Annotated in this window: 17 protein-coding genes; 12 read left to right on the forward strand and 5 right to left on the reverse strand. The window is 65.1% G+C overall.

Annotation, left to right across the window (positions count from 1 at the left end; all coding sequences use genetic code 11):
• The first annotated feature begins 798 nt into the window (after nt 1-798).
• Nucleotides 799-1,395, forward strand: coding sequence for a DUF7344 domain-containing protein (locus tag CP557_RS00470; protein WP_097378092.1), 597 nt, complete (start codon nt 799-801; stop codon nt 1,393-1,395).
• 360 nt (nt 1,396-1,755) lie between these two features.
• Here CP557_RS00470 and CP557_RS00475 read toward each other — a convergent pair whose 3' ends face one another.
• Nucleotides 1,756-2,922 (reverse strand): glycosyltransferase family 4 protein, encoded by a 1,167-nt coding sequence (locus tag CP557_RS00475; protein ID WP_097378093.1) that lies wholly within the window; start codon nt 2,920-2,922, stop codon nt 1,756-1,758.
• A gap of 438 nt (nt 2,923-3,360) precedes the next feature.
• On the opposite strand from CP557_RS00475, the gene CP557_RS00480 reads away from it, so the two are divergent.
• From CP557_RS00480 to CP557_RS00490, 3 genes are all read left to right on the forward strand, one after another.
• On the forward strand, nt 3,361-4,827 hold the full coding sequence (locus CP557_RS00480) for a flippase (RefSeq protein WP_097378094.1): 1,467 nt from the start codon (nt 3,361-3,363) through the stop codon (nt 4,825-4,827).
• A gap of 82 nt (nt 4,828-4,909) precedes the next feature.
• Nucleotides 4,910-6,703, forward strand: coding sequence for a phosphotransferase family protein (locus CP557_RS22000; RefSeq protein WP_143824993.1), 1,794 nt, complete (start codon nt 4,910-4,912; stop codon nt 6,701-6,703).
• Between the two features lie 251 nt (nt 6,704-6,954).
• Nucleotides 6,955-9,030 carry a hypothetical protein gene (locus CP557_RS00490; RefSeq protein WP_097378095.1) on the forward strand — a complete coding sequence of 692 codons (2,076 nt, stop codon included), beginning with the start codon at nt 6,955-6,957 and terminating at the stop codon, nt 9,028-9,030.
• A gap of 637 nt (nt 9,031-9,667) precedes the next feature.
• On the opposite strand, the gene CP557_RS00500 is transcribed toward CP557_RS00490, so the two are convergent.
• On the reverse strand, nt 9,668-10,618 hold the full coding sequence (locus CP557_RS00500) for a hypothetical protein (RefSeq protein ID WP_097378097.1): 951 nt from the start codon (nt 10,616-10,618) through the stop codon (nt 9,668-9,670).
• 405 nt (nt 10,619-11,023) lie between these two features.
• Nucleotides 11,024-12,817, reverse strand: a complete 1,794-nt coding sequence (locus tag CP557_RS00505) for a hypothetical protein (protein ID WP_097378098.1) — start codon at nt 12,815-12,817, stop codon at nt 11,024-11,026.
• A 284-nt stretch (nt 12,818-13,101) separates the two neighbouring features.
• Between CP557_RS00505 and CP557_RS00510 the strand changes: the two genes are divergently transcribed.
• A complete protein-coding gene (locus CP557_RS00510; protein ID WP_097378099.1) occupies nt 13,102-14,409 on the forward strand; it encodes a hypothetical protein in 1,308 nt (435 codons plus the stop codon).
• 87 nt (nt 14,410-14,496) lie between these two features.
• On the forward strand, nt 14,497-15,891 hold the full coding sequence (locus CP557_RS00515; RefSeq protein WP_097378100.1) for a PAS domain-containing protein: 1,395 nt from the start codon (nt 14,497-14,499) through the stop codon (nt 15,889-15,891).
• A 75-nt stretch (nt 15,892-15,966) separates the two neighbouring features.
• Here the strand turns inward: CP557_RS00515 and CP557_RS00520 are convergent, their stop codons facing one another.
• Nucleotides 15,967-17,559: an alkaline phosphatase family protein gene (locus CP557_RS00520; protein WP_097378101.1), complete on the reverse strand. Its 1,593-nt coding sequence runs from the start codon at nt 17,557-17,559 to the stop codon at nt 15,967-15,969.
• Between the two features lie 268 nt (nt 17,560-17,827).
• On the opposite strand from CP557_RS00520, the gene CP557_RS00525 reads away from it, so the two are divergent.
• The 4 genes from CP557_RS00525 to CP557_RS00540 all read left to right on the forward strand — a co-directional run bounded on the left by CP557_RS00525 (nt 17,828) and on the right by CP557_RS00540 (nt 21,896).
• A complete protein-coding gene (locus CP557_RS00525) occupies nt 17,828-18,760 on the forward strand; it encodes a polysaccharide deacetylase family protein (protein ID WP_097381470.1) in 933 nt (310 codons plus the stop codon).
• A gap of 111 nt (nt 18,761-18,871) precedes the next feature.
• Nucleotides 18,872-19,993 (forward strand): Gfo/Idh/MocA family protein, encoded by a 1,122-nt coding sequence (locus CP557_RS00530; protein ID WP_097381471.1) that lies wholly within the window; start codon nt 18,872-18,874, stop codon nt 19,991-19,993.
• Nucleotides 19,990-20,919, forward strand: a complete 930-nt coding sequence (locus CP557_RS00535; RefSeq protein WP_097378102.1) for a DUF362 domain-containing protein — start codon at nt 19,990-19,992, stop codon at nt 20,917-20,919. The genes CP557_RS00530 and CP557_RS00535 overlap by 4 nt, the downstream gene beginning before the upstream one ends.
• Nucleotides 20,916-21,896 (forward strand): NAD-dependent epimerase/dehydratase family protein, encoded by a 981-nt coding sequence (locus CP557_RS00540; protein WP_097378103.1) that lies wholly within the window; start codon nt 20,916-20,918, stop codon nt 21,894-21,896. The genes CP557_RS00535 and CP557_RS00540 overlap by 4 nt, the downstream gene beginning before the upstream one ends.
• Nucleotides 21,897-22,018: 122 nt before the next feature.
• Here the strand turns inward: CP557_RS00540 and CP557_RS00545 are convergent, their stop codons facing one another.
• The gene (locus tag CP557_RS00545; protein ID WP_342746461.1) at nt 22,019-23,047 is read right to left on the reverse strand and encodes a glycosyltransferase; all 1,029 of its coding nucleotides are present in this window, start codon (nt 23,045-23,047) and stop codon (nt 22,019-22,021) included.
• Between the two features lie 119 nt (nt 23,048-23,166).
• On the opposite strand from CP557_RS00545, the gene CP557_RS00550 reads away from it, so the two are divergent.
• Nucleotides 23,167-24,270: a DUF354 domain-containing protein gene (locus tag CP557_RS00550; RefSeq protein WP_097378105.1), complete on the forward strand. Its 1,104-nt coding sequence runs from the start codon at nt 23,167-23,169 to the stop codon at nt 24,268-24,270.
• A 96-nt stretch (nt 24,271-24,366) separates the two neighbouring features.
• Nucleotides 24,367-24,573: a hypothetical protein gene (locus tag CP557_RS00555; protein WP_097378106.1), complete on the forward strand. Its 207-nt coding sequence runs from the start codon at nt 24,367-24,369 to the stop codon at nt 24,571-24,573.
• Nucleotides 24,574-24,612 lie beyond the last annotated feature (39 nt).

Raw genomic sequence — 24,612 nt, forward strand, 5'->3', positions numbered from 1 at the left:
TGTAAGGTGTTCACATGGTTTCGTGGGAAACACCATCTTACAGTACTGGTCGCTGTCAGTGGGTCCGCGGTTCCGTCGGTTTCAGCCGTCGGTAGCGAGCCGTCGCCGATCGTCCATCGATCTTCGACGACGGCCGACCGGAGAAAGAAAGATCAGTGTGCCGGCCGTCGGCCGCCTCGAGCGAACAGCTTCGAGGGCCGTATCGAGACCGTGTCCCATCGGTCGTATCGGGGTGAAACGACCGTTGTGTGGTCGTTCCACCCGCGCGTGGCTTGTGTTCTCTTACCACATGAAACGTCGTCATCGTTTCGTCGACTAGCTGGTATAAACAAGCTATTCATCGCGTAAATCCGTCGTTCGCCGTTGAACTGTCGCTCGACTTTATATCGGTTGGTCCGAACGGTCGCACCCAGTGCCGTGTTGCCACCGACTCCCGCTGAATCGTGCCGGCCGGACCTCCCGCCCCGGGTGGTCCTTCCGTACGCCGTCGGTATATCCACGCAACCGACTGCTACCGAGCGTCCCCGGGACCGACACGGATCACCCGTCACGGCGGCGCTCAGCCGCGGCGATAGTGCCGTCGCGAAGTCGCTCCGTACCTCCTTTGCAGACGGTGCGAAACGTGGTCGTGTTTAAGAGTATCTCTGTTGGTGTACAACCTGGTGTGTCAATCGTGATTTGGACTCGTCGTCCGAACGTACAGCGGTCGCCGTCGATCCGACGGGCCAGTGACGTGGCCCGTCGGATGCAGGGGGCACCAGCCTCGAGCGGGGTCTCCCCGACCGGAGGGTCAGAATAATGTCCTCGATCGATACGTCGCTCCCCGACGAAATCGCCTCGGTCGCCGACGCCGACGAAGACGAACGACTCTCGAAGGACGTCATTTTCGAACTCTTGAAGAATCGCCGTCGCCGGGAAGTCCTCGCGTACTTGCTGGAGGCCGACGATACGGTGACGCTTGGCGAGCTCGCCGAACAGATCGCGGCCTGGGAGAACGACCTCGAGGTCAACGCCCTCAGTTCCGATCAGCGCAAACGGGTCTACGTCGCCCTCTACCAGACCCATCTGCCGAAGATGGACGACGCCGGCATCGTCGAGTACGACCAGGACCGTGGGCTGATCTCGCTGTCTGACAACGCCGACCTGTTGATGATGTACCTCGATACGGATACCCATCGACAGGACCGCTGGGACCGGTGGTACGCCGGCCTTAGCATCGTCGGGGCGACCGTCCTCGGAGCGGCACTCGTTGGCGTCCCGCTGCTGTCTTCCGTGCCGATGGTCGGCCTCGCGGGCGTCGTCGTCGCCGCCTTCTGTTGCCTCTCGACTGCTCACCTGGTCCGGAACCGAACCCAGGAACGCAACGTCGACGGAAAACTCTCCCGGATCGAGTGACTCGGCGGTCGGGACGACGGCGGGTGCCCCTGACCGACGGTCGACAATCTGACCGCTGTCCTCGAGCGATTCGAGTCTCACCTCCCCGGCAGCCGCCCCATCGATCCGCCCGCGTTCGTCGCGCCGACGGCGTCACCGGTTCGATCGCTGAGAAGGCTTTTTGGCATCCGATTACGTACGTTCGGTCGGCTCCCGACGACCGTCATCCAGTATCGGAGCAGTCGCGTGCCAGCAGCTGTTCCCGGCGCGGGAGCCACCCTCTGACACCTGCCGAGACGAATCGAGTACCCCGAAGTACCTGGCGAGAACCGTCGTGATCGCGACCCACTGACCGTGCCGTCTTCGCCGTGACTCGCCTCGCTACCTCTGGACCGTTTTCGGCCGCACTGCCGACTCGGGCTCCCGTCCGTCGTCGCTTCGATCGTCGACCACGTCGGCACAGAACGCCTCCAGTCGGGTGGCCTGCGCCCGCCACGAGAACGGGCGGATTGCCTCGCGGGCGTGCATCCCGACCTCGGCTCGCCGTTGGGGATCCGAGAGCAGTCTCTCGAGTGCCGTCGCGATCGACTCCGTGTCGCCGACGTCGACGAGAAATCCGCTCGTCCCGTCGTCGACGTACGTTCTGATGCCCTCGAGATCGGCGGTTACGACCGGTAACCCACAGGCCATCGCCTCGATGTTCGCCATCCCGAACGTCTCTGCGTGGCTGGGGAGACAGAACACGTCGGCCGCGGCGTAGTAGCGGGGAAGGTCGCGATGATCGACCTCGCCCCAGAACACAACCGACTCCGCCAGCCCCAGCTTCCGGCACCGCTCGCGAATACGATCCTCCACTCCCGACCCGATCAGGTGGAGTTCGACCGACCGATCGAGGCCGGCGACCGCCTCGAGCAGATCGAATACCCCTTTCGATTCGACGAGGCGGCCGACGAACAGGACAACGGGCTCGGAACTCGAGAAGGCCGGGTCGATGTCGGGCTGGAAGACGTCGAGGTCGACGCCGGGGAAGACGATGTCGTCGACCTCGTAGCCGAACTCCGCTTCGACCCTCTTGGCGGTGTCCGCGGAGTTCGCGAGGACGGAATCGGTCTGGGAAAACCGATCCCGGAGCTTCGCGCCGAGCCCGACCTGATCGAAGCTGTGAAACTCGTACACCGTCGGGACATCGACGACGTTCGAAAGCATGAGATCGTCGAGGTACTGGAAGGTCAACAGGACGTCGACGTGTTCGTCGATATGTTCGACGAGTCCGTTGTAGTACCCCCACGTGGCCATCGCGACCTTCGCGTGGAACTGCCGGCCGAACGGCGAGAGCGTATCGAGGACCGATGGGAGTACGTCGTCGAAGCGCGGTGCCGTGACGACCGACACCGCCGACTGTTCTAGTCTAGCCGGCACGTCGCCGTCTCGGGTGTAGAGAAAAACGTCGTGACCCTCCGCGAGTTCGACGGCGATCCGCCGGGCGAAGATGGCGATTCCCCCCGAGTGGCGGGTTCCGGCGGCATCGTGATAGATACCTATTCTCATACATTCGGCTATGAAATGCCGCGGTATCGTTATATCCGTCCTACCGAACTGTCGGTGCGGGTGAAACGTGTGGCCGACCATCGGGGACGCGGGTCTCGAGACCGATCGCCTCGGATTTCGCGTCGCCGTCGGCGTCTTGGCCGCCGCGAGTTACACTCCGTTCCGAAGGGACCGGAAACCGTCGACGTACGGCGACGATAACAATGGTGATCTCGCGGGACGCTCACGACATGGAGAACGTAGCGCTTCGCTGCAAAGGTCGGAGCGTCTCTCGAGCGACGCGACCGCGCCGGAGATGGAGCAGGTGGCGAGGGAGCGGCCACCAAGCCCGCCCCGACGGGGCGTCGGCCGTGACCGTCGCGTCGTCCCCGACGACGCCGACACCGACACGCCCCCGTTCGGCGAACAAACCGACGAGCAGCGTGTCCGTTCGAACAGATGTCCGTCACTGACCGCATCGTCGACGGGTTCAAGGCGATGTTCGGCGCTCGCATCGTCTACAACGCGGTCAACGGGCTGTTGATGTTGCTGCTCGCACGAGTGTTTCTCACGCCCGACGAGTACGGGCTGTTGTACCTCGTCATCGCGATCATCGGCATTGGACAACTGTTTGCCGACCTCGGCCTCTCCCGATCGGCCGCCAGATACGTCTCGGAGTACAAGGAGTCCGATCCTGGGTCGATTCCGTTCATCATCAGGACGACGCTCAAGTACCGCCTTCTCCTGGTGGGCCTCGTCGCCGGTGTGCTTCTCGTGGGACGCGGCCGGATCGCGGCGCTTCAGGGCGATCCAGCGATCGCACCCCTCCTCGTCGTCGGGGCCGGCTGTCTCGTCTTTCAATCGCTCTACTCGTTCCCCGAATTCCTCTTTCAGGGGTTCAACCGTGTCCGTCTGAGCGCGCTCCTCGAGGTCGTTCACAGCGTCACTCGCGCGGTGTTCGTCGTCGTACTGATACTGCTGGGATTCGGAGTGGCGGGAGCGTTGCTCGGCTACATGATCGGCGCACTCGTCGCCACCACCCTCGGTTTGGGGATCCTGTATCGCGAGTGCTATCGGGTCTACGAGGACCGCGGCGGGTCACGGTCGCTCCGGGATCGGATCCTCAAGTACGGGGTGCCCCTGACGGCCTCGAGCGGTGCGAACGTCATCGACAAGCGAATCGATACGGTACTCGTCGGCTACTTCCTCAATCCGGCCGCGGTCGGCTACTACGTCATCAGCAAGCAGATCACCAGCTTCGTGCTCGTACCGGCGGCCTCGCTGGGCTTCTCGGTTTCCCCGACGTACGGCGAACAGAAGGCCACTGAGTCGCTGGACCGAGCGGCCCGGATCTACGAGAACACGTTGCAGTACGTGCTTCTCATGTACGTTCCCGCCGCTGTTGGCGTTTTCATCGTCGCGGAGCCGACGATCGAACTGATGCTCGGGCCGGAATACGGTGGTGCGGCCCCTGTCTTGCAGGTGCTTGGAGTGTACATGGTCTTTTCGTCGATCACTTCCGTGACGACGAACGGTCTCGATTACCTCGGCCGCGCCTCCGATAGGGCCGTCGCGAAAGGGGTGACGGCGGTCGCCAACGCGATACTAAATATCGTGCTAATCCCGCGGTTCGGCGTCACCGGCGCGGCGATCGCGACCGTCGTGACCTACGGGATATACACGTTCGTCAACATGTACATCATGTACGTCGAACTCCCGCTCGATCTCGCCCACCTCGGCCGACCGCTCGCGATCACTAGTGCGATCTCGGTCGGCATGGGGGTCGGAGTGATGGTCCTCGTTCCGTACGTTTCGAGCCTCTTCGCTCTCACGGGCGTGATCGCTGTCGGCGTCCTGATCTGGGCGACGCTTGCGGTGCTCAGCGGACTGATCGACGTTCGCGAGACCATGGCGCGTCTCTCCTGAGGGGCGATCCCGCTCCCGTCGACGGCGAGACGGGGTAGCCGACCAATACCAAAACCACTCGTCGCCGGTGGTCGATACACGAATGCAACTCGATGGCGTGCCCGTCGACGAGGCGACGATGGAGTCGTTCGTCGACCGACTCGAGGCGGGCGACGAAACGGGAGCCGTCGACGACCTGATCGATTCGGTCGACCGACCGCGACGGGTACTCTCCGCGCTGTTCGGCGTCGGCCACGACGGGTGGTGTCGGTTCCTCGCGGACGACATCGACGGGACGTGTCTCGATCTGACGGGAAAGTACGGCCGCAGTACCCCGACGCTCGGTAGCCTCGCGGACGCCGTCTACACGCCCGAATCCTCCGCGGCGGGGAGGCGGCTGATCGCCGCCCGATCCGGGGTCGATCCGGACTGCGTCGGTCCCCCGATCGAGGGCGAGGCGACGCGGCCGGACTGGCCAAACTCGTTCGATACGATCGTGGTAAGAGACGACGCGGCGTCGAACGAGGCTCTCCTCGACCGAGTCGATCGCCTCTTCGACCGGCTGACAGCGGGCGGATCGCTCGTCGTCCAACTCGAGGGATGGCCCCGCACATCGGGACTGCTTGCCGAACTCGGTCTCGAACGCGGGCCCGCTCCGGGATCGGATCGCTCGATTCGGAGCATTGTTCGCTCGCGCCCGTCACGATTCGTCTCGACCCTCGAGTCGATCGGCTTTGCGGAGGTCGAACTGTACGCCCTGTTACCGTCGGGGTCGTCGTTCAGGTGGATGGTCCCCGCGAGTGATCCCGAGGCGATCGAGTGGCTCCTCACGGTGCTCAGCACGGAAACGCCGACCGGGCACCTGTCGCGGTTGGTCGCGACCGTTGCGAACGAGGTCGGCGCGTTGCTGCACGCCTATCCGACGTACATCGCCGTCTGTCGGACCACTCCGGCCGGGACGACCGACGGTCCCGCTCGAGTTTGCCGTCGCGGGGCGAACCGAACGCTCGTCTTCGAAATCGAAGACGGGGATGTCGTCTCAGTCCGAAAGCTACCGAACCACCCCGCACACGGCGCGTACAACGAGCGTGCGGCCGCAGTCCTCTCCACGCTCCGGTCCCGATCGACCGACGTGACGGCCACACTCCCATCCGTCTCGCTCGAGCGGACGAGATGCGGTCCCGTCATCGTCGAGGGGCCGGCGAGTGCGACGCCGCTCCGAGACGCGGTCGAAGGGGCGCGGCCGTCGCCGGAGACGTTCGAGCGGGTGCTCCGGCTCGGTCTCGAGTGGATCCGTTCGTTTCAGGAGGCGTATACGGGGCCGCGGACGACGCGTTCGGCCGCCGCGGTCCGACGGGACCTCGCCGTCGACCCCCTCGGTCTCGAACCTCCTGCGGTGACCGACCCGGTGTCGTTCCCGACGGTGCCCGTTCACGGTGACTATCATCCGGGGAACGTGATGCAGGCGGCCGATGGCTCGATCGACCGCATCATTGACTGGGAGTACGCCTCGCTGACGGGGGATCCGATCGCCGACCCCGGATTGTACGCGCTCTCGCTCGCGACGTTCTCCTTCGGCGGATTCGAGGCGGGGCTCCGCCAGGCCTTTCTCGAGGACACGCCGTACTCGTCGATTCTCTACGATCGATTGGCCGCCTACGGCGACTCCATCGGCGTCTCGCCCCGGACGTTCGCGATCTACCTCGGCAGTGCGTATGCGAGGCAGGCGACGGTTCACTTCGACGTAAACGGCCCGTGGCGGTTCCACCTCACCCCTCGAGAGAAGGCCGACCGACTGGCGGTGCTGTACGACGAACGCCCAGAGATCTGCCGACGATTGGCCGCGGCGAGCGCGGACGCCCGTCGCGAGTCTTCTGGCCCCGCGGTACGTATGTAAATTCCGGCCCCGCAGTACGCACACGAATGCCGACCTGTTCCTTCGAGACTGTTTAATCCGCCAAGCGTTCGGTGCAAACTACGGGTAATATGTGACTACCAGTGCGATCGGGATGAGTAATACACTATTTATCCATGAGGAAACAGTGTAGTAATTGGACGTATATGTAGCAACTTTAGAAATAGTCTCGAAATACTACCAATTATTCACTCACAAAGCTTATAATGTGATATTGGAATTACTCGATCGCAATGGCACGCGAATCTTCGAAACTGGATGACGGCGAGTCACCGAACCCGGCCGTAGACGGTGCCGAACGGTCGAGAACGTCGAGTAATACGAAATTACTCGATCGACGGAGTTACCTCACGCTGACTGGCGCGGGCACCGCAGGGCTGTTCGCCGCAGCCTCCGGCGTCGTCGGCGCGAGCGAGCACGGCGAATACGATGTTATCGAGGCGAGCGGGCAGACGGTCACACTCGAGGACGAAACGTTCGAAAACAAACTCATCGACGTGACCACTGGCGACGGGATCACGTTCATGATTGACGGCCCGACGAAGATCCGAAACGTCGGCTTCAAGGGTCTCTATCAGGGCGGATCGTTCCTCTTCTCGATCACCGCTGACAGCGGTACCGTCGAGTTCGAGAACGTCTACATGGGTGACGGTGCCAACAAGACAGGCACCGACTTCACGCACGGTCCTGGCGCCGTCTTCTATCACCGCGACGCCAACTGCGATGTCGTCTTTCGCCACTGCCAGGTACAGGGCTTCCCCAACAACGCGTGGTACTGCTCGAACACCACCTACGGCGGCACCGCCCGTTGGGAGGAGTGTTTCGGAAAGAACAACGGCGTCACGACGTTTCGCTGTTCCGACCCGGGCGACGAACTCGTCGGCTGCGTCGCCTACAACGACGACACCGACTACTCGACCGATTACGCCGATTGGGGCGGCTACGGCGAGACAGCCGGCCGTCCGCTCTGGGTCTGGGATCCGGGCAACCCGACTGTCAAAAACTGTCACTTCGACGCGGGCGACTACCCGCGAGCGATCGCGTCTTATAACGACGCCCCGGTCACGCCCGACGGCGGGGCGGTCCGAGGCGGCGTCTCGTCCAGCGTTGACACATCGAACATGGGGAACGACCCCACTCTCGAGATCCCCGACGGCGTGCCGACCTCTGCGGAAGAGGCTGCGAGCGGCGGTTCCTCGGAGTCTCCGTCCAGTAGCGACCCCGAAGAAGGCTCCGACGGGTCGTCGCTGCTGAATACGATCGTCTTCGACGGGAACGGGACGGCGGAAACCACCAGCTACGAGTTCGTCGTCAGCGACGCGGTCGAGCCAAGCACCGACGAGAACGCGACGATCGACGAGGCCGCGACCGTCGACGGTACCCGCGCCAGCGGCACCGTCGCCGACTACCTCGATGCGTTCCGTTTCGACGGGCAGATCGAGCGACTGTCGGTGGACGGTAACGCGACCGTCCGCGTCAACGGCGTCGAGATCGATCCCGCCGATATCGACGACGTCCTGCAGAACGTCGTCCTCATCGATGGCAGCGACGAGGACGCGACCCGATACGAGTTCACCGTCACCGGAGACGTCGAACGAAGCTCGTACGATGGGGCGTCGATCGACGACGAGGACGCCATCGAGGACGGGACCGTCTACGGTACCGTCGCCGACTGGAAGGATGCCTTCCGCTACAGCGGCGAGATCGTGGAACTGACCGTCGATGGACCGGGAACCGTCTCGGTCAACGGTGAGCGAGTCGATCCCTCGGACTTCGGCGCCGATCTCCCCCACGTACTCGAGGTTCAGGGGACGGGAACGCCGGTGGCGTTCGAGATCACCGTCGACGGCGAGATCGAACTCGCGGGCGAGGAACCGCCCGAAGACGAGGCGACGACGATCTCCGGATCGACGGCCCAGAGCACCGTCACCGACGACAGCCTCCGGTTTAACTTCTCGGGCGTCCTGACCGATGTCTCGCTGACCGGCGGGACGCCGAAGATCACGGTCGACGGCGAGGAGATCGACCTCGAGGAGTACGGCGATCCGGAACTGCTCCCTCACGCGATCGTCTTCGACGGCACCGAGACGGCCGAGCCGAGTACGTACTCGTTCCGCGTGGACGGCACTGTCATGAAAGCACAGTATCGCGACGCGTCGATCGACGATGGGGACGTCGTCGAGGACACGACGGTTCGGGGCGGCGTCGGCGACTGGCTCGACGCCTACTGGTTCGACGGCGACATCGTGGACGGCCAGATTCTCGGCGATGCGACGGTCGACATCCAGTACAACGCGCGCGAGCAGTAGTTCAGCCCCGTGACGAGTCCGTCTCGCAGCCGAGTCGCGTAATTCGACCTCTTTCTCGCGATTCCCGTCGCTCGAGAACCTGATCAGTCACGATTCCCGATCCAGTGTGACGGTCCAGTAGGTCACCGCGGGAGTAATTGGCTTCGTCTCGTCGGCCGGAACTGCTGAACTGTCGCCCACTCTTTCTCGCCCCGGGTCGTTCGCAGGCGTGTGGAAGCCTCGCGTACCGACTCCGGGTGCGACTGCGGAAAGCGACGGCTCGTGTCGTCGCGCTGGTTTGCCGACCCCTGCGTTCGATGGCCGAACCGGATTCCTCGCTGGACAGCGATAGTACCGGTCCGTCTCCGCGAGGCGGTTCCCGTCTTTCGGATCGTCGTCGATCGCTGTCGTTTCGCGTTCGGGCTCCAGCGGAGTGGCCGTTCGGTTGGCCAACGATATCGAACCTCTGGGTACAACGGGTCCTCGTCGGTCAAAAGGGATCGTTCGAAAACCGATCGACGACAGCGAACGCGTCCGGCGAAGGCCACGGGACGGCAGTCCCGTGGTGGAGGTGATTCGCGTCAGCGGGGATTATAGCGCCGTGTCTTCGTGTGGTGGAGGGGGCGTCAGCGGAACCGGTAGATCGGCGGCGGGCGCGTCAGTTCCCTGCGCCAGATGCCGCTTCTTCGGGGCTCGTCGGGACGCCGTCGGGAATGTAGGCGTCGGGGTCGGTACCGACGTCGTCGCCGAGCTGGACGCTCGAGCCGGCCGCTTCGGAGATCCCGGCCTGGTCGTCGTAATCGGATTCCGTGACGACGACCTCCGTCGGGTTCCCGTTCGCACCGGCGACGATGGCGTTGTTCTGGCCGTTCATCTCGATCTGGCAGCCCTCGACCTCGACCGTGCCGGGTGCCCACGCCCAGATGCCGCGGCCGACGTAGCCCTCGCTACTGTCGACGTAGACACTCGAGTTCGTGACCTTGCTCCCTTTGGTCCCCAGTCGGAAGTGGGAGACGTAGCAGTTCGCGGCGAAGCTGCTATCGATGTGGATCGTGCCGCCGCCCTTGTTGCCGGGGGCGGAGCCGTAGATCGCGTTGTCCGCGAAGTTCTGAATGTTGACGTTTTTGAAGTCGATGTGGCCGTTGTGATCCGGGGCGACCCAGAAGGCCGTCTGGCCGTGGCCGTTCGGATTGCCGTTGCCGGTGCTCGAGCCGTCACCGAGGTAAACGTTCTCGACGGTGCAGGTGCCGCCGCTCGTGTCGGAGATGCCGAAGGTGGCGGTCCCGGTGCCGGAGGTGTTCTCGCCCTTGAAACCGACGTTTCGAATCGTCCAGTCGCTGCTGTGGGCGGTGATGACGATGTCCTGGCCGGTCGTCATGTCGATGAGCTTGTTCTCCCAGGTCTCACCGGCGTCGATCGTAATCGTCTGTCCCTGGGCTTCGATCACCTCGTAGTCGTCCTCGGCCGCAGCGGTGCCGACCCCACCGATTGCGGTCGCCGCGGTCGCGACCGCGGCGAGCGAACGAACGTAGTTACGGCGGGTTAACTCACTGTTACGGCCTGTAGTCGGAGCGGATTCCGTCTCGGACGTACGGGGGTTCTGCGCCATACATGTCCGTAACTCTGCCTTACACTCATAAACTTTTTCTTGCCATCATGTTTTGATTTTACAGACTATATTTCTAACACTGCAAAACACATCATAATATGGTAAAATAAACTCACGAATATACGACTGTTTTGATGACAACGTTCCTGCCTGTCGGCGTTCGTTTCCGGAGGAAACGACGGCATATCCAGTAGCGAGCCGGTTTCGTGGCGATTTCACCGCCAGTGGATCGGCCAGTCGTCTCCGCAGATGGAACCGTTTCGAGCGCCCAGCTTCGTCTTTCTCAGGCCGTAATCGTCTTTTACCGCGGGTGTGATGACTGTCTATCCCCGTTTCGAAGCAGGTAGCGGGAGCCGATGACGACTCCGAACGTCACCGGAGGCGGCCCAGCAGGCGGATCGATCGCTACGCCTCGCTGCTGATGGCGTACATCTCGAACTCCTCGTTCGAGACGACCTTGTTCACGCCCGGTCGGGTATCGAGCCCCTCGAGTGCGGCCTTGCGGTAGTTGAGTTCGTTGTAGACCGCGATCTCTCTGGTCGTGTCCCACTCCGTGTGGACGAAGTAGTACTCGTCGGTGGGGTAGGCTCCGCTGTAGTTGCCAGCCGAGAACGTACTGGCGTTGACCGAACCGGTGGCCGCCGACGCGCCCCCGATGGTGTCGTCGCCGCCGGCGATCCCGTTGATCCCGTGATCGTATCGGTAGGGATCGTATCCCATCCCTGCGTAGGGAACCCCATCGGCACCGCGATCGAGCCCGGTTTCGTAGCCGCTCATCATCTCGGGGGTCACGTGCTGGCCCGGGTTGTAGATCAGCGGCGACGCGAACACGGTCACCAACCCGAGCACGAGACAGGCGCCCAGCAGTAGCGCCATAACCGCGTTCGCACCCGGGCGCGTGATCACGGTTGAGAGCCCACCCGCGAACTGAGCCAGCGCGATGCCTGCGAGGATCGTGATGAGGACGTAGATGAAGCCGAGCTGTCGGAACGCCATCGTCGGGGTTCCGACGAAGTAGACGGCGAACATGCCCCCGAGCGGTAAGAGCGCGAGCGCGGTGTAGTTGACGAACGACTGCGTTTCCCAGTCGAGGCTCGTCCGGCCCAGCCAGACGACCAGGATGAACAGACCCACGATGAGGCCGACGATCGCCGCATCCAGGAACATCTTCACGAACAGTTCGCCGAGGCTCCCGCCGATCTCGGTCAGCGACCCGCCGCGCTGGCCGACTTCGGACCCTGCGCCGACGTCCTGTGCGAGCAGTCCGTACACGAGCCCCGACGCCGCGCTCCTGAACCGCTCGTTGCCCAGCGCCCAGAGGCCGAACATCCCGCCGAGGACGAGCGTCTGTGCGTACACCGTCGGATGCTCGAGCATCGGATGGTCGTCGAATCGTCGACGGGCGAGATACTGGACGCCGCCGATCGCACCGACGAGGATGACGACGTTGAACATCTGCTGGGGGTGGACCAACAGGAGCAAGAGCGCGGTCAGAAAGACGAGCACGCTGAACGGCGACAGTCCGAACGGGAGCCGTTCGATCGTCGCCCGACGCCGGAGGAAGGCGACGATCGCGAAGAGCACGGCGGGAACGAGAAACAGGGCGTTCGAGTTGGTGTGGACGCCCATGTGCGTCGCGATATTGTTGATCGGTAACACCATCCAGGAGACGATCGCGGCGAACCCGACGGCGGCCCCGTCGCCCGCCATATCGCGGACGACGAGCGGGACGAAGAGCAGGAACGGCACGAACAGAACGACCATGCCGATCAGGAGGGCCCGTTCGATCGACACGCCGCCGGTGAAGTGTAAGACCGTTGCGATGGCGTGTAATCCCGGATAGAACAGTTCGTGTGGGAGGGTCCCGCCAGCGGTGATGTCCCGCGTCCAGCCCAGGTGTGTCAGCGCGTCCCCCATCCCGGCGAAGCGATAGTTCCGGATCACCGGGAGACTCACGAGCGCCGTGACCGTCGTCGCGCCGAGTGCGATCCCGAGCCCTTGCTGGCGACCGCGACAGGAGAGGGTCGTCCCGACCGCGATCGCGAGCGCGAGTGCAAAGCCAGCCCAGACGAGCGCCGGTGTCCCCGCATAGACCGACGCCTCGTATGCGGTCGCCGGGTTCGCTCTCGCGACTGCGATTCCGATCGCGACCGCGAGGAATCCGACCGCGACCGTCACGTTGAGCGTCGACCGTCTCATGCGTTCTCACCGCACTCGTTCGGGCCGGGCCCCGCCGGGCCGGGCGTCTCCGAGCCACGTGTTTCCGGACCAGTCTCGATACGCATCTGTTGCCCGCTCTCTCGGGGCTGTCGGGGTTTGTTATACGGCTCCTACCCACGAAACCAGCTGCCGGCGTCGGTTACACCGTCCCTATGGGGTCCGGACAGTCGGCTATGGATCGATTTCTCCGTTCCCGATCGATCAACGGTTCCGATGGTTTTTGTAGCCGGTCGTGATCCCCTCGAGGAACGATCCCCCAACCTATGTCATCGCTCATCATCGATCGGCTCTCGGCCACTGACGGGACCCTCGAGTGTTCGGTTCGCTGCTCGGGTGACCTCGAGCGGTTCGTCACCGACGAGCCGTTCCGAACGAGCTACGACGTGTCGATCGCGGACGTTCCCGCTGGCGTGCTCGCGATCCCGGTTCTCGCGCAGGTGTGTCCGGTCGCGTGGGCCAACGGGGCCGACGTCTACGTCGACGAGGTCGACGCGACGTTCGCACGCGCCCTCGCGGACGTCCGGGAGTCACTGTCCGAGATGTACGACTTCATCGACGGCGGCACGCTTTACGCGCGCCGAACGATCGAGCCCGATCCCGGGACGAGCGGCGAGCACGGACTGCTCTTTACCGGTGGCGTCGACTCGACGTGTTCGTACGTCCGTCACCGCGCGGAGTCGCCGACGCTGATCAGCGTCCGGGGGTGGACGATCACCCCTGATGCGTCGGACGACGACAAGTGGGACGCCCTCCGAACGCGCGTCTCGAGGTTTGCCGACGACCACGACTGCGAGACCGCGTTCGTCGAGTCGAACATGCTCTCCTTTCTCGACCATCCCATGTTGCTGGCTCACTACAAACGCTACGTCGACGGCGGCTGGTACAGCTCCGTCGGCCACGGACTCGGACTCCTCGGCCTCTGTGCGCCGATGGCCTACGCGCGCGGGATGGACGACCTCTCCGTCGCCGCGACCCACTGGGACGGGATCGACCTCGAGTGGGGGTCCCGTCCCGACATCGACGAGCACGTCCGATGGACCGGGACGCAGTGTCACCACGACGCCTACGACCTCACCCGACAGGAACGACTCGACGTCATCGCCGAGTACGTCCGCAACGAGGACCCGACCCTCCAGCTCCAGACCTGTAACGACCGGATGGACGGGAACTGCGGCGAGTGCGAGAAATGTTACCGCACGGCCGTCGGCCTCCGCCTCTCGGGACTCGAGCCGTCCGATCACGGGTATCCGTTCGCCGACTCGGACTACGCCCGACTCCGGCGCTCCCTCGAGGGCGGTGACTGGGTTCTCGGGCAGGACGAACGACACATGTGGGCGGACATCCGCGATCGCGTCCGGGAAACGGAGCCCGTGACGCCGGCCGAGCGAGCGTTCTTCGAGTGGCTCGAGGGGGTCGATCTCGACGAGTTGATCTCCGTCTCCGACCCGCCACTCTCGCATCGGCTCCTTCGGGCCGGTGCGAGAAACGCCCCCAACGCCCTCTACAACGCCGCGTATCCGGCCTGGATCGCGGCGAAAACCGGCGTTCGGCGCGTCCGATCCGATCGGTAACGTGTCGGTGGCCCGTCCGGCGATTCGGCGACGATAGTACCCCCATGCTTTTCTTCATGCTGTGTGAATTAGTGCCATATTAGTACGATGGATGTCGAAATCGGCGATCTGGCTCCGGTCTTGCTCGAGCACGCCCAGGACAAGATTGCCGTCCTCGACGAGGCGTACACGTACGTCTACGTCAACCAGGCCGTCCGGCCCCTTCTCGAGTACGAACCGGACCAGCTCGTCGGCACGAATGCCTCGGAGTACGTCCATCCCGACGACAGGGAGGCAGTCATCGAACAGTTCGAGCGGGTCCGTGCGACGGGAGAGCTGTCGGCGACGGTCCGGTACCGTCACGCGACTGACAGCGGCGAGTGGGTCTGGCTCGAGAGCCGGTTTACGAGCCTGCCGGACGACATCCTCGATGGTTACGTGGTCAGCTCGCGTGATATCACGGAGCAGGTGGCTGCGGAGGAGGACCGCCGCGACGCCGAAAGCCGTCTTCGGACGATCGCCGGAACGGTCGGGGACGTCCTGTGGATGTTCGACGACGAGTGGGCCGAACTCCTGTTCGTCAACCCGGCCTACGAGGACGTCTTCGGCCAGTCCATCGATGCCCTCGAGGCGAACCCGCACAGCTTCCTCGAGCCCATTCACCCCGACGACGTGCCCTGCGTCGAGGACGCGATGCGGCGGGCTTCGGCCGGCGAATCGGTCAATGTCGAATACCGAATCAATCCGGAGACGGATTACAGCCGCTGGGTCTGGGTGCAGGCCGAACCGATCGTCGAAGACGGTGACGTCGATCGAATCGTCGGGTTCTCCCGAGATATCACCGATCGCCGACGGCGGGAGCGCCAGCTGGCAGTCATGGATAACCTCCTGCGACACAACCTCCGAAACGATCTGTCCGTGATCCTCGGCAACGCCGAGTGGATCGCCAGCGAGGGAGACGCCCCATCCCGCGAGCGCGCGGAGATAATCCGTCAACAGGGGCAAACCCTACTCGAGAGCGCCGACAAGCAACGCGAAATCATCGATCTGCTCACGGAGCGGTCGGTACCGGAATCGATCGACCTGGTTCCGGTCGTCACCGATGCGATCGGGACGATACAGGATCGGTACCCCGATGCAGCGATCGAGACGACGCTTCCGGACTCGGCGGTCGCGCGCGTGCTACACGAGGTACAACTCGCCGTGACGGAACTGCTCGAGAACGCCGTCCAACACGAATCGGCGGGCACACCGGAGCTGTCGGTTACCGTCCAGTGTCGCCCGGACGCCGTCGACGTCGCGATTCAGGATAGCTGTCCACCGATTCCCGAAGTCGAGTTTCGCGTGCTGACCGGCGACTGGCGAATGAACGACGTCTACCATACGTCCGGGCTCGGGTTGTGGCTCGTCTATTGGGTCGTCGATCTCTCTGACGGCCACATCTCCTTCGAACGAACGCCGGACGGGAACACGATCACCGTGACGCTGCCACGCGGTCAGTGAGACGATATCGGGTGTCCTATACCGACTATAGCTGGTCCCCGTCACCGCAAACCCGCTTCGATGCCGATCCGCCGATCACTCCATGTAGCCAAGGCCCTTCAGCCGATCTTCCACGTCGTCGAAGTCCTCGTCGACGGCGTCGTCGCTTTCGATCCTGGAGACCGACGTCCGCTCGACTTTGGTCTTCGCCGGCGTCCCGTCCTCGTCGAAGGCGTCGAACAGCACCCGCCCGTCGGCGTTTTCGGGCACCGGTTCGCCGATGCCGTGGAGCAGGGTCGGCGCGATATCGACCACTCGAGCCCCGCGCAACGTCGCGCCGGCGGCGATCGAGGGGCCACGACACAGGACGATTCCCTCGCTGCGGTGGCTCGCGTCGTAGGTCCCGGTGTCGCCGAGTACGGTTTCCGACATCCCGCTTCGGGACTCGTAGACCTCCCGGCCGCCGACGACCAGATCCGGCGAGTCCTCGTCCGTCGGGAACAGGTCGTCCCCGTCGTGGACGTCGAGCAGCGGCTCGCCGTCGTCGTCGGTCGCCGATTCGAAGGTCGCTTTGATATCGGCTTTGACCTCCGGACGCTCGCTCGGCGAGACGACGCCGCTCTCGAAGCGCTCGGTGTCGTTGATATAGCAGTTGCCCGTGTCGTGAACGAACGCGACGGTACGGTCGTAGTCGACGTCGTAGAGGGCGTGATCGCCGGGAATCTGCTCGGCGACCGAGTCGACCAGCCGCCGGGGCAGCGACTGGACGAGCGTCTCCTCGGTGATCCCGACGCGATTGAGCGCGCCGGTGATCGCCTCTCGAGAGATGCCCAGACTCGCGAGCGCACCGCGTGTGCCCTCGTCCTCGCGCCGGAAGAGATACCCTTCGTTCTCGAGGATGCGGTTGACGTAGACCAGTTGCTCGATGGGGCCGAAGCCGTGGTCGGAGACGACGTAGAGGTCGGCGTCGTGGTCGTCCGTGTACTCGATCGCGTCGCCGACGATCTCGTCGAGTTTCCTGTAGTGGGCGAGCAACCGGTCCATATCCCAGACGAGGTGCTGGAACCGATCGGGTGCGGTGTAGACGAAAAAGAACAGTTGCCAGTCGTCGCCGGCCCGGTCCATCTGGAGGTCCATTAGTTCCCGGCGGTTCGCGAGCATGTCGTCGACGGCAGCTTCGAACTCCGCCGGCCGGTCGGCGTACTCGGGGTAGTCGAGGCTGATCTCGTAGTTCGGAATCCGGGAGTCGATCTCGTCCCCCAGGTCGGGCGGATGCGTCCACTTCCGGTCCTTCGAGGGGGTCATCATGCCCGTGACCATGGTGCCGTCGATCTCGCGGGCCGGGTACGTCATCGGGACGTTCCCGACGTGGGCCGGCCCGAGCTGATCCCAGAGGGCCGGCTGTGCGAGATCCCGACTCGTGTACATCTCGTGACTGTATTCCGACGAGAGGTTTTGAAAGCCGTAGATTCCGTGTTTGTCCGGCCAGACGCCGGTCGCGATCGACGGCCACGCCAGCGGCGTCGTCGGCGGCCGAGTACTGTCGAGCCGTCCGGACGCGCCCTCCTCGCGGAGCCGAGCGACGTTCGGGAGGTACCCCTCGTCGCTCCATCGTTCGATGAGTCGCCACGGTACGCCGTCGAGCCCGAGCACGAACGCTCGCTCGGAGGGGGTGGTCGATCCGCTCATGATTTGGAAGGTGGCATCTGTGACGCCTACTGTCCTGTGAGTCGCCCGATGCGCGTTTTGTTATAGAGCGGTTTCAGGCACCGCCCGGCTCGAGGCAACTCCGTTCGGTCGGATTAACACGTCACGGTTCCGCCATCGGTTCGCCGTCGCGGCAGCGTCGGTGAGCGGCCACAGCGGTGTTCGCTCGCGGTTTCGACAAGACATCCATAACAAAGCCACCCGAACGCGACCGTCCGGATATGAGACGCGTTCAATCGTGGTGGGATCCGTGGGTAGCGTCGTAATCTCCCTCGATGCCGAACTCGGCTGGGGCTTTCACGACCTCGTCGAACCGCCGTCGGACCGTGTCGAAGCCGGCCGCCGTGGCTGGTCGGTCATGCTCGAGTTGCTCTCGGAGTTCGATGTCCCGGCGACGTGGGGCGTCGTCGGCCACCTCATGCTCGACTCCTGTGACGGTATGCACGCCCATCATCCGGTGCCGGACGGCTGGTTCGAGCGCGAGCGAACCGCGTGGGCCGACCGCGACGATCTGCGATTCGGTCCCGACCTCGTCTCGGCCATCATCGAGTCCGACGTCGACCACGAGTTCGCCAGTCACTCCTTTTCGCACGTCCTGTTCGGCCGCCCGGAGACGAACCGCGAACTCGCCGACGCGGAACTCGAGCGCTGTCGCGAACTCGCGGCCGACTGGAACCAGCCCCTCGACTCGTTCATCTATCCGCGCAACGACGTCGGCCACCGTGACGTACTGGCCGAACACGGGATCACGGCCTACCGGGGGCGATCACCGACTCGAGACGGCGTTCGCGGGGTCTTCGATTCGACGATCCGGGATCGATCGATGCTGGTCGAACCGGCCACCGACGAACACGGACTGGTCAACGTCCCGGCATCGATGTTCCTCTTCGGGTTCGAGGGCCCGGCACGAACCGTCGCGGAATCGATCTGGGAGGACCCCATGGTCGCGCTGGCCCGCCGCGGGATCGACGAGGCCACCCGTTCCGATGGGCTCTTCCACATGTGGCTCCACCCGAACAACCTGACTCACGACCGGGACGATCGCCGGATGCGGGCGATCCTCTCCTATCTCGACCGCCAGCGGTCCGCGACCGAGCTGACGGTCGAGACGATGGCCGACGTCGCCCAGCAGGTCGTGGGACCCGCGGGTGACACCGAGCGGGCGACGGCGAGCTGGAACTGACCGCTCGAGCCGCCCCTGCCGATCGGTAGCGATCGAATGGTGGTGCTACTCGGCGGCACGAATCGGTATGACGACGATAACAAAGCCCGCAGCCGGCCCGCTCTCGAGCAAATGGTACGTCCCCTTTTGGATCGATTGACCGATTCGAACGCACTGTCGCTTGGCATCCTCGGCGTCGGGAACATCGGGATCGTCCACCTGAAATCGGCGGTCGCGATGCCCGATGTGGAGGTCGTCGCCGCTGCCGACGCCGTTCCCGAAAATCGCGCTCGAGCCGAACGCGCCGGCGCGTCGCGAACGTACGACGACTACGGGACGCTCCTCGAGTCCGAGGAGCTGGACGCGGCGGTCGTCGCACTGCCCCCGTTCCTCCACGCCGACGCCGTCGAGCAGGCCGCGCAAGCGGGGGTCGACGTCTTCGTCGAGAAACCCCTCGCCCGGTCGACCGAGGAAGCCGACGCGCTACTCGCGACCGCCAGCGAGGCGGACATCGCCGTCGGCGTCGATCACACCCTGCGCTACCAGCCGGACATGGTCGGCGTCAAGGAGGCCTACGATCGGGGCAGCGTCGGTCACGTCCCCTACGCCTCGATCACACGGCTCAACGACGGCCCGCTCGGCCGTCCGCCCGCCGACGATCGGCCGCCGGCCTGGCCGCTGGATCCCGACGCCGCCGGCGGCGGCTCCCTGCTCGAGCTCGGCGTTCACTGCTTCGACGTCCTCGAGTGGCTGTTCGGCGAACTCGAGGTCCGCGACGCGTCGCTGGGGCAGAGCCTCGAGATCGACGTCGAGGACGCCGCGACCGTTCTCATGGAGGCACCGGAGGCGGGCACGACGATCACGCTCCACTGTGGCTCCTACCAGTGGGAACAGTTGCCCGAAGTCAACACCCGGCTGCGCCTCGAAGGCGTCACCGGAACGATCAGTAATCGGGACCACCTGCCCGAGAACTTCTATGCGGGCGCAGCCGGGTCCGCCCTGTCGAACGTCGCGAGCCGATTCACGGGCGACGAACCGGACGTCTTCGGGCCGACGTTCTACCTGCGGGCCCACTACGACGCGCTGGCGGATTTCTGTGAGGCGATCCGTGCGGGTGAGCGGCCGCCGGTCGACGGGGCCGATGGCCGACGAACGCTGGCACTCGCCGAACGGGCCGCCGAGCTGGCTGCCGCGGAGCCGGCGGCGACGGACCGCGACCCCGACGAACCCGAGACGCCGGAGGTGAGCCTATGAGCACGGCGCGGGTCCGTACAGCCGCCGTCGACGCTGCCGAGCGCCGTGGCGGCTGGCGACCCGATACTGACCGCCGAATGGCACTGTTCGAGTCACCCGTTCGCGACGTGCTCGAGCCGGCCATCGACGCGCTCGCGGCTGCCGACCGGATCACGCTCGTCCCGGATGCACACTACCCGTTCCACCCCTCGTCGGGGATGGTCACCGACCCCGCCGTGATCGGAGCCATCGTCGCTTGGCTCGAGGGGCGGACGGACGCCGATATCGCCGTCGCCGGCGCGAGCGACGAGCGCATCTCCTTTGACCGAACCGTCCAGTATCTCGGCTACGAGAGCCTGCTCGAGGGGTTCGACGCGGACGCCGTCGATCTGGCGGACGAGCCCCGAACCGGCGACCTGTCCGCGCTCGGGGACGCCCCGGTCGCGCTCTCGGTCCCGAATCGACTCGCCGAGGGGGCCGTGATCGTCGTCCCGTCGCTGCGGGCGACCGCGGCCGGACCGGTCGCGGGCGCGATGCGAACGCTCGCCGACCTCGTCGACTGCGACGCGGCGTCCGATCGGGCCGCCGTCGCGGCGACGCGGACCGTCGATCCCGCAGTCGCCGTCCTCGACGCGACGACCGCCTACGCTGGCGATCCCGTCGCGGGGGACACGCTGTTCGCCGGCTCGGCTCCGGCCGTCGATGCCGTCGCGACATCCCTGCTGGGCCGCTCCCTCGAGAGCGACGGCGCGCTCGAGACGGTCCGCGGGGACCGCGGACCGATCTCCGTCGAGGGCGACGCCGACTTCGATCGGCTGCGAGAGCGGATGCCCGACGGCGAGTTGCCGCCGGCGGACGATACGCATCCCGCCGTCTCGACTGCGTACCGCGTCTACGCGGCAGTGGCCGGCGACGCCGTGCCGCCCCAACTCGAGGGCGGTCGATGACCGGACCGACCGATCCGCCGACCGCGGCGGTCACCGGCGCGACCGGGTTTCTCGGCTCGCGGCTCTGTCGGCGACTGCTCGCCGACGGCTGGACGGTCCGCGGACTCTGCCGGCCGACGTCGGATCGTGGCGACCTCGAGGGCGTCGAGTGGCACGTCGGTGACGTTCTCGACGGCGAGACGCTGCGGTCGCTGGTCGACGGAGCCGACGCCGTCTTCCACCTCGCGGGGATCGGCCTCTGGAGAGCCGGCCCCGAGACGATCTGGGAAGTGAACCGCGACGGCACCGAGCGGGTACTCGAGGCCTGTCGCGACGGCGACGTGGGCCGGGTAGTGTTCACCAGCACGGCCGGGACGCGTCGACCCCCGAGTGACGACGACTTCGCGGACGAGACGGACGTGGCCGATCCGATCGGGGCCTATCAGGCCTCGAAGGCCGAGGCGGAGGACCTGGTCGATCGGTACGCCGACACCGACGGAGACGCCGTCACCGTCCATCCCACGTCGATCTTCGGTCCCGGCGACGGGGCGTTCACCGCACAACTGCTCTCGATGGGCGTCGAACGGACGATGCCCGCACACCTCCCCGGCGGACTGAGCATCGTCGGCGTCTCGGACGTCGTCGACGGCCTGCTGGCGGCATACGACCGCGGTACCGCCGGCGAGCACTACATCCTCGGCGGCGAGAACCTCACCTACGACCGGGCGGTCTCCCGGATCGCCGAGACCGTCGGCGGCTCGCCGGCGCGGATCCGAGTTCCCGCGACGGCCATCCACGCCGCCGGCCCCGTCGCGGCGGTCGTCGACGCCGTCGCCGACCGCCGCGTGTTCCCCTTCGATCGGGAGATGGCCGACCTCGCGACCCAGCGACTGTTCTACAGTTCGCGGAAAGCCAGCGAGGAACTGGGGTACGAGTATCGGCCCTTCGAGGCCCACGTGCCCGAGGCGATGGAGTGGTATCGGGCGGAAGTGCGGTAGCCTGGACCGCTACGGTGGGTTTTCGTTCGTATTCAGCTTCGAGGGGTCCCGGTCTCGAGCGCGTTCCACCAGCTGTCTCCCTCGAAGGCGACGTCGAGTGTAATCTGTGCTTCGACGGGAACTCACTCGAGCCGACCGCCCCGCTGGGCTCGCCGCTTCTCGCTGCCGGTTTCGACTGTTTTCCCAGCGACTCGCTCGTATACCCCGAGCATCCGGTCGGCCGTCCGGTCGATGCTGACTTCGCGGGCGGCCTCGCGGCCGTTGGAGCGCTCCCCACGCTCGAGGACGTCGATCAACCCCCGAACGAGTTCCTCGTCGCTGGTGGCGACGCGTGAGGGTTCGACGCCGGCCAGTCGCTCCCGGACGTCGCCGACGTCGACGGCGACGACGGGACAGTTGCAGGCCAGGGCTTCTTTCACCGAGTTGGGCGAACCCTCGCTGTGGGAGGTCAACAGGAGCGCGTCGGCGGCGTTCATGTAGTCGGGCACGGCATCGTGGTCGACGCCGTAGACGGTCCGGAGCCGGACCGACCGCTCGAGGAGGTTGTCGACGACGGTCACGATACGCTCGGCGCGTGGGTAATTTTTCACCCCGCGTGCGGGCGAGTACGGGAAGAGTACGTCGTAGGCGTCCTCCCCGTCGTCCCACCCGACCCGTTCCCTGGCCCGCGCCTGTGGCTCCGGCCGGAACGTCTCGAGGTCGACGCCGTCGGGGATCACCGTACAGCCGTCGCCGATCACCTCGCGCATCTCCTCGGACATGACGACGACCGCGTCACAGAACGGCGCGGAGAGCCGGCTGATTGGGCCGACGGGGCCGTGTACGTCCGACCCCCACAGCGAGAGGACGACCGGCGTTCGGAGCTGTGCGAGCGCCATCGGCGCGGTCAACCCGTAGTGGGCGTGGAGCAGGTCGTAGCCGTTCCTCGCTTCCCGGAGGAGTCGTGGAACGGTTCGGACGTAATCCGTCGGGCTCCGGTCGGTATCGGCGTCGACCGCCCCTGCGATCGACACCGTCGAAACGGAGACCCCTCGCTCCTCGAGTGCGTCAACCTGCTGGGTCAGGAACGGGGCGTCTTCGTTCGTCGTCACCGTGAGAACGTCCATCTCGAGTCGTGCGCAGGGACGAACCGGAGCCGTTTTGTTAGCCACCTCGCTCCGGAATTGTTCTTCACGTACAGCTAGATGTGTCTCTCGTAGCCGGTACTTTCGGACCGTGGACCCCCGTAGCGATACGATTACAAAGGGTCGAGGGGGTGTAGGTGTGGCCGATGCGGATCCTCGTCCTGGCCAATACGCCCGCACACGTCCACCTGTACCGACACGCCGTCGACCGCCTCGGGCGGGCGGGACACGACGTGCTCGTGCTTACTCGGGAGTACGCCTGTACGACCGATCTCCTCGACTATTTCGACGTTCCCTACCGGGTGTACGGCGACCACGAAACGGAGGGCTACTCGACGCTCGCGTTCGGCCGCGAACTGGGTGGCCAGTTCCTCTCGATCGGGCTCCAGGCGATCCGGTTCGGCCCCGACGTCGTCTTCGGTCGCGGTCCCTACGCGGCCGTCGCCGGCACGCTCACGCGAACGCCGGTCGTGCTCGTACTCGACGACGAGCCCGGCGATTTCAACCACACCGTCTCGCGTCCCTTCGCCGACTGTATCATTTCCCCCGACGTGACCCGCCGCGATCTCGGCGCCGCCCACTATACGTTCGACGGCTTCAAGGAGTGTGCCTATCTCCACCCCGATGTCTTCGAGGGGATCGACAACATCCGCGAGTACCTCGACGTCGATCCCGACGAACCGTACGTCATCGTGCGGTTCAACGCCCTCGATGCACTCCACGACACCGCGCTCGAGGGGTTCGGACCCGACCAGCGACGGGACCTGATCGACCGTCTCAGCGAGGCCGCAACCGTCTTCGTCTCCGACGAAGGCGACGAGATGGACCTGCGAGACCTCCCTGCCCGCCCCTACGACCTCCATCCCGCCATGATCCACGACGCCATGGCCGAGGCCTCGTTGCTGGTCGCCGACACCGGGACGATGGTCAACGAAGCCGCGTTGCTCGGCACGCCCGCCATCCGCTATCGCGGCACCGACGATCACGAGTACGGCGAGTTCCAGGAACTCGAGCGCGTCGGCCTGGCCGAGCAGTTCGACGAGTACGACGCGGTCTGCGATCGAGCCCTCGCCCTCCTCGGCGACGACGAGGTCGGGGCTCGCTGGCAACGCCGCCGGCAGGAGTACGTCGGCGATCTCGTGAACCTGACCGAGCTACTGGTCGATGTGGCTCGATCCCGCGGGAACCTCGAACGACTCGAGGGCTCGACGAGGCGGGTACTCCGACCCCGATCACAGTCGATCCAATGAACAGTATCAGCACGGACGACGCTCGAGGGCTGGTATTCAGTCGTCACGAAACGCTTTTATTCACCCTTAGATAATGGGTAACTAGTCCCCTGTCCTATGAGTCTCTCCACACTGCTCAGTGAACTGTTCTCCGGCACCGATTCCGGCCCGAATGCGGCCGAGCGTGCGACGGGGAACGGCAACGATGGCTCGTCGGTCACGGTCGTCCACGAGTGTCGAACCTGTGGAACGAACGTTTCGGCCGAGACGAGCAACTGTCCGGCCTGTGACAGCGAGGATATCGTCACCCACTCGATCGACTGAGACGGTCTGCTGTACCGATGTACCGCGAACTGTCTTGCG

This window comes from Natrinema ejinorense (genome assembly GCF_002494345.1).
Taxonomy (GTDB): Archaea; Halobacteriota; Halobacteria; order Halobacteriales; family Natrialbaceae; genus Natrinema; species Natrinema longum.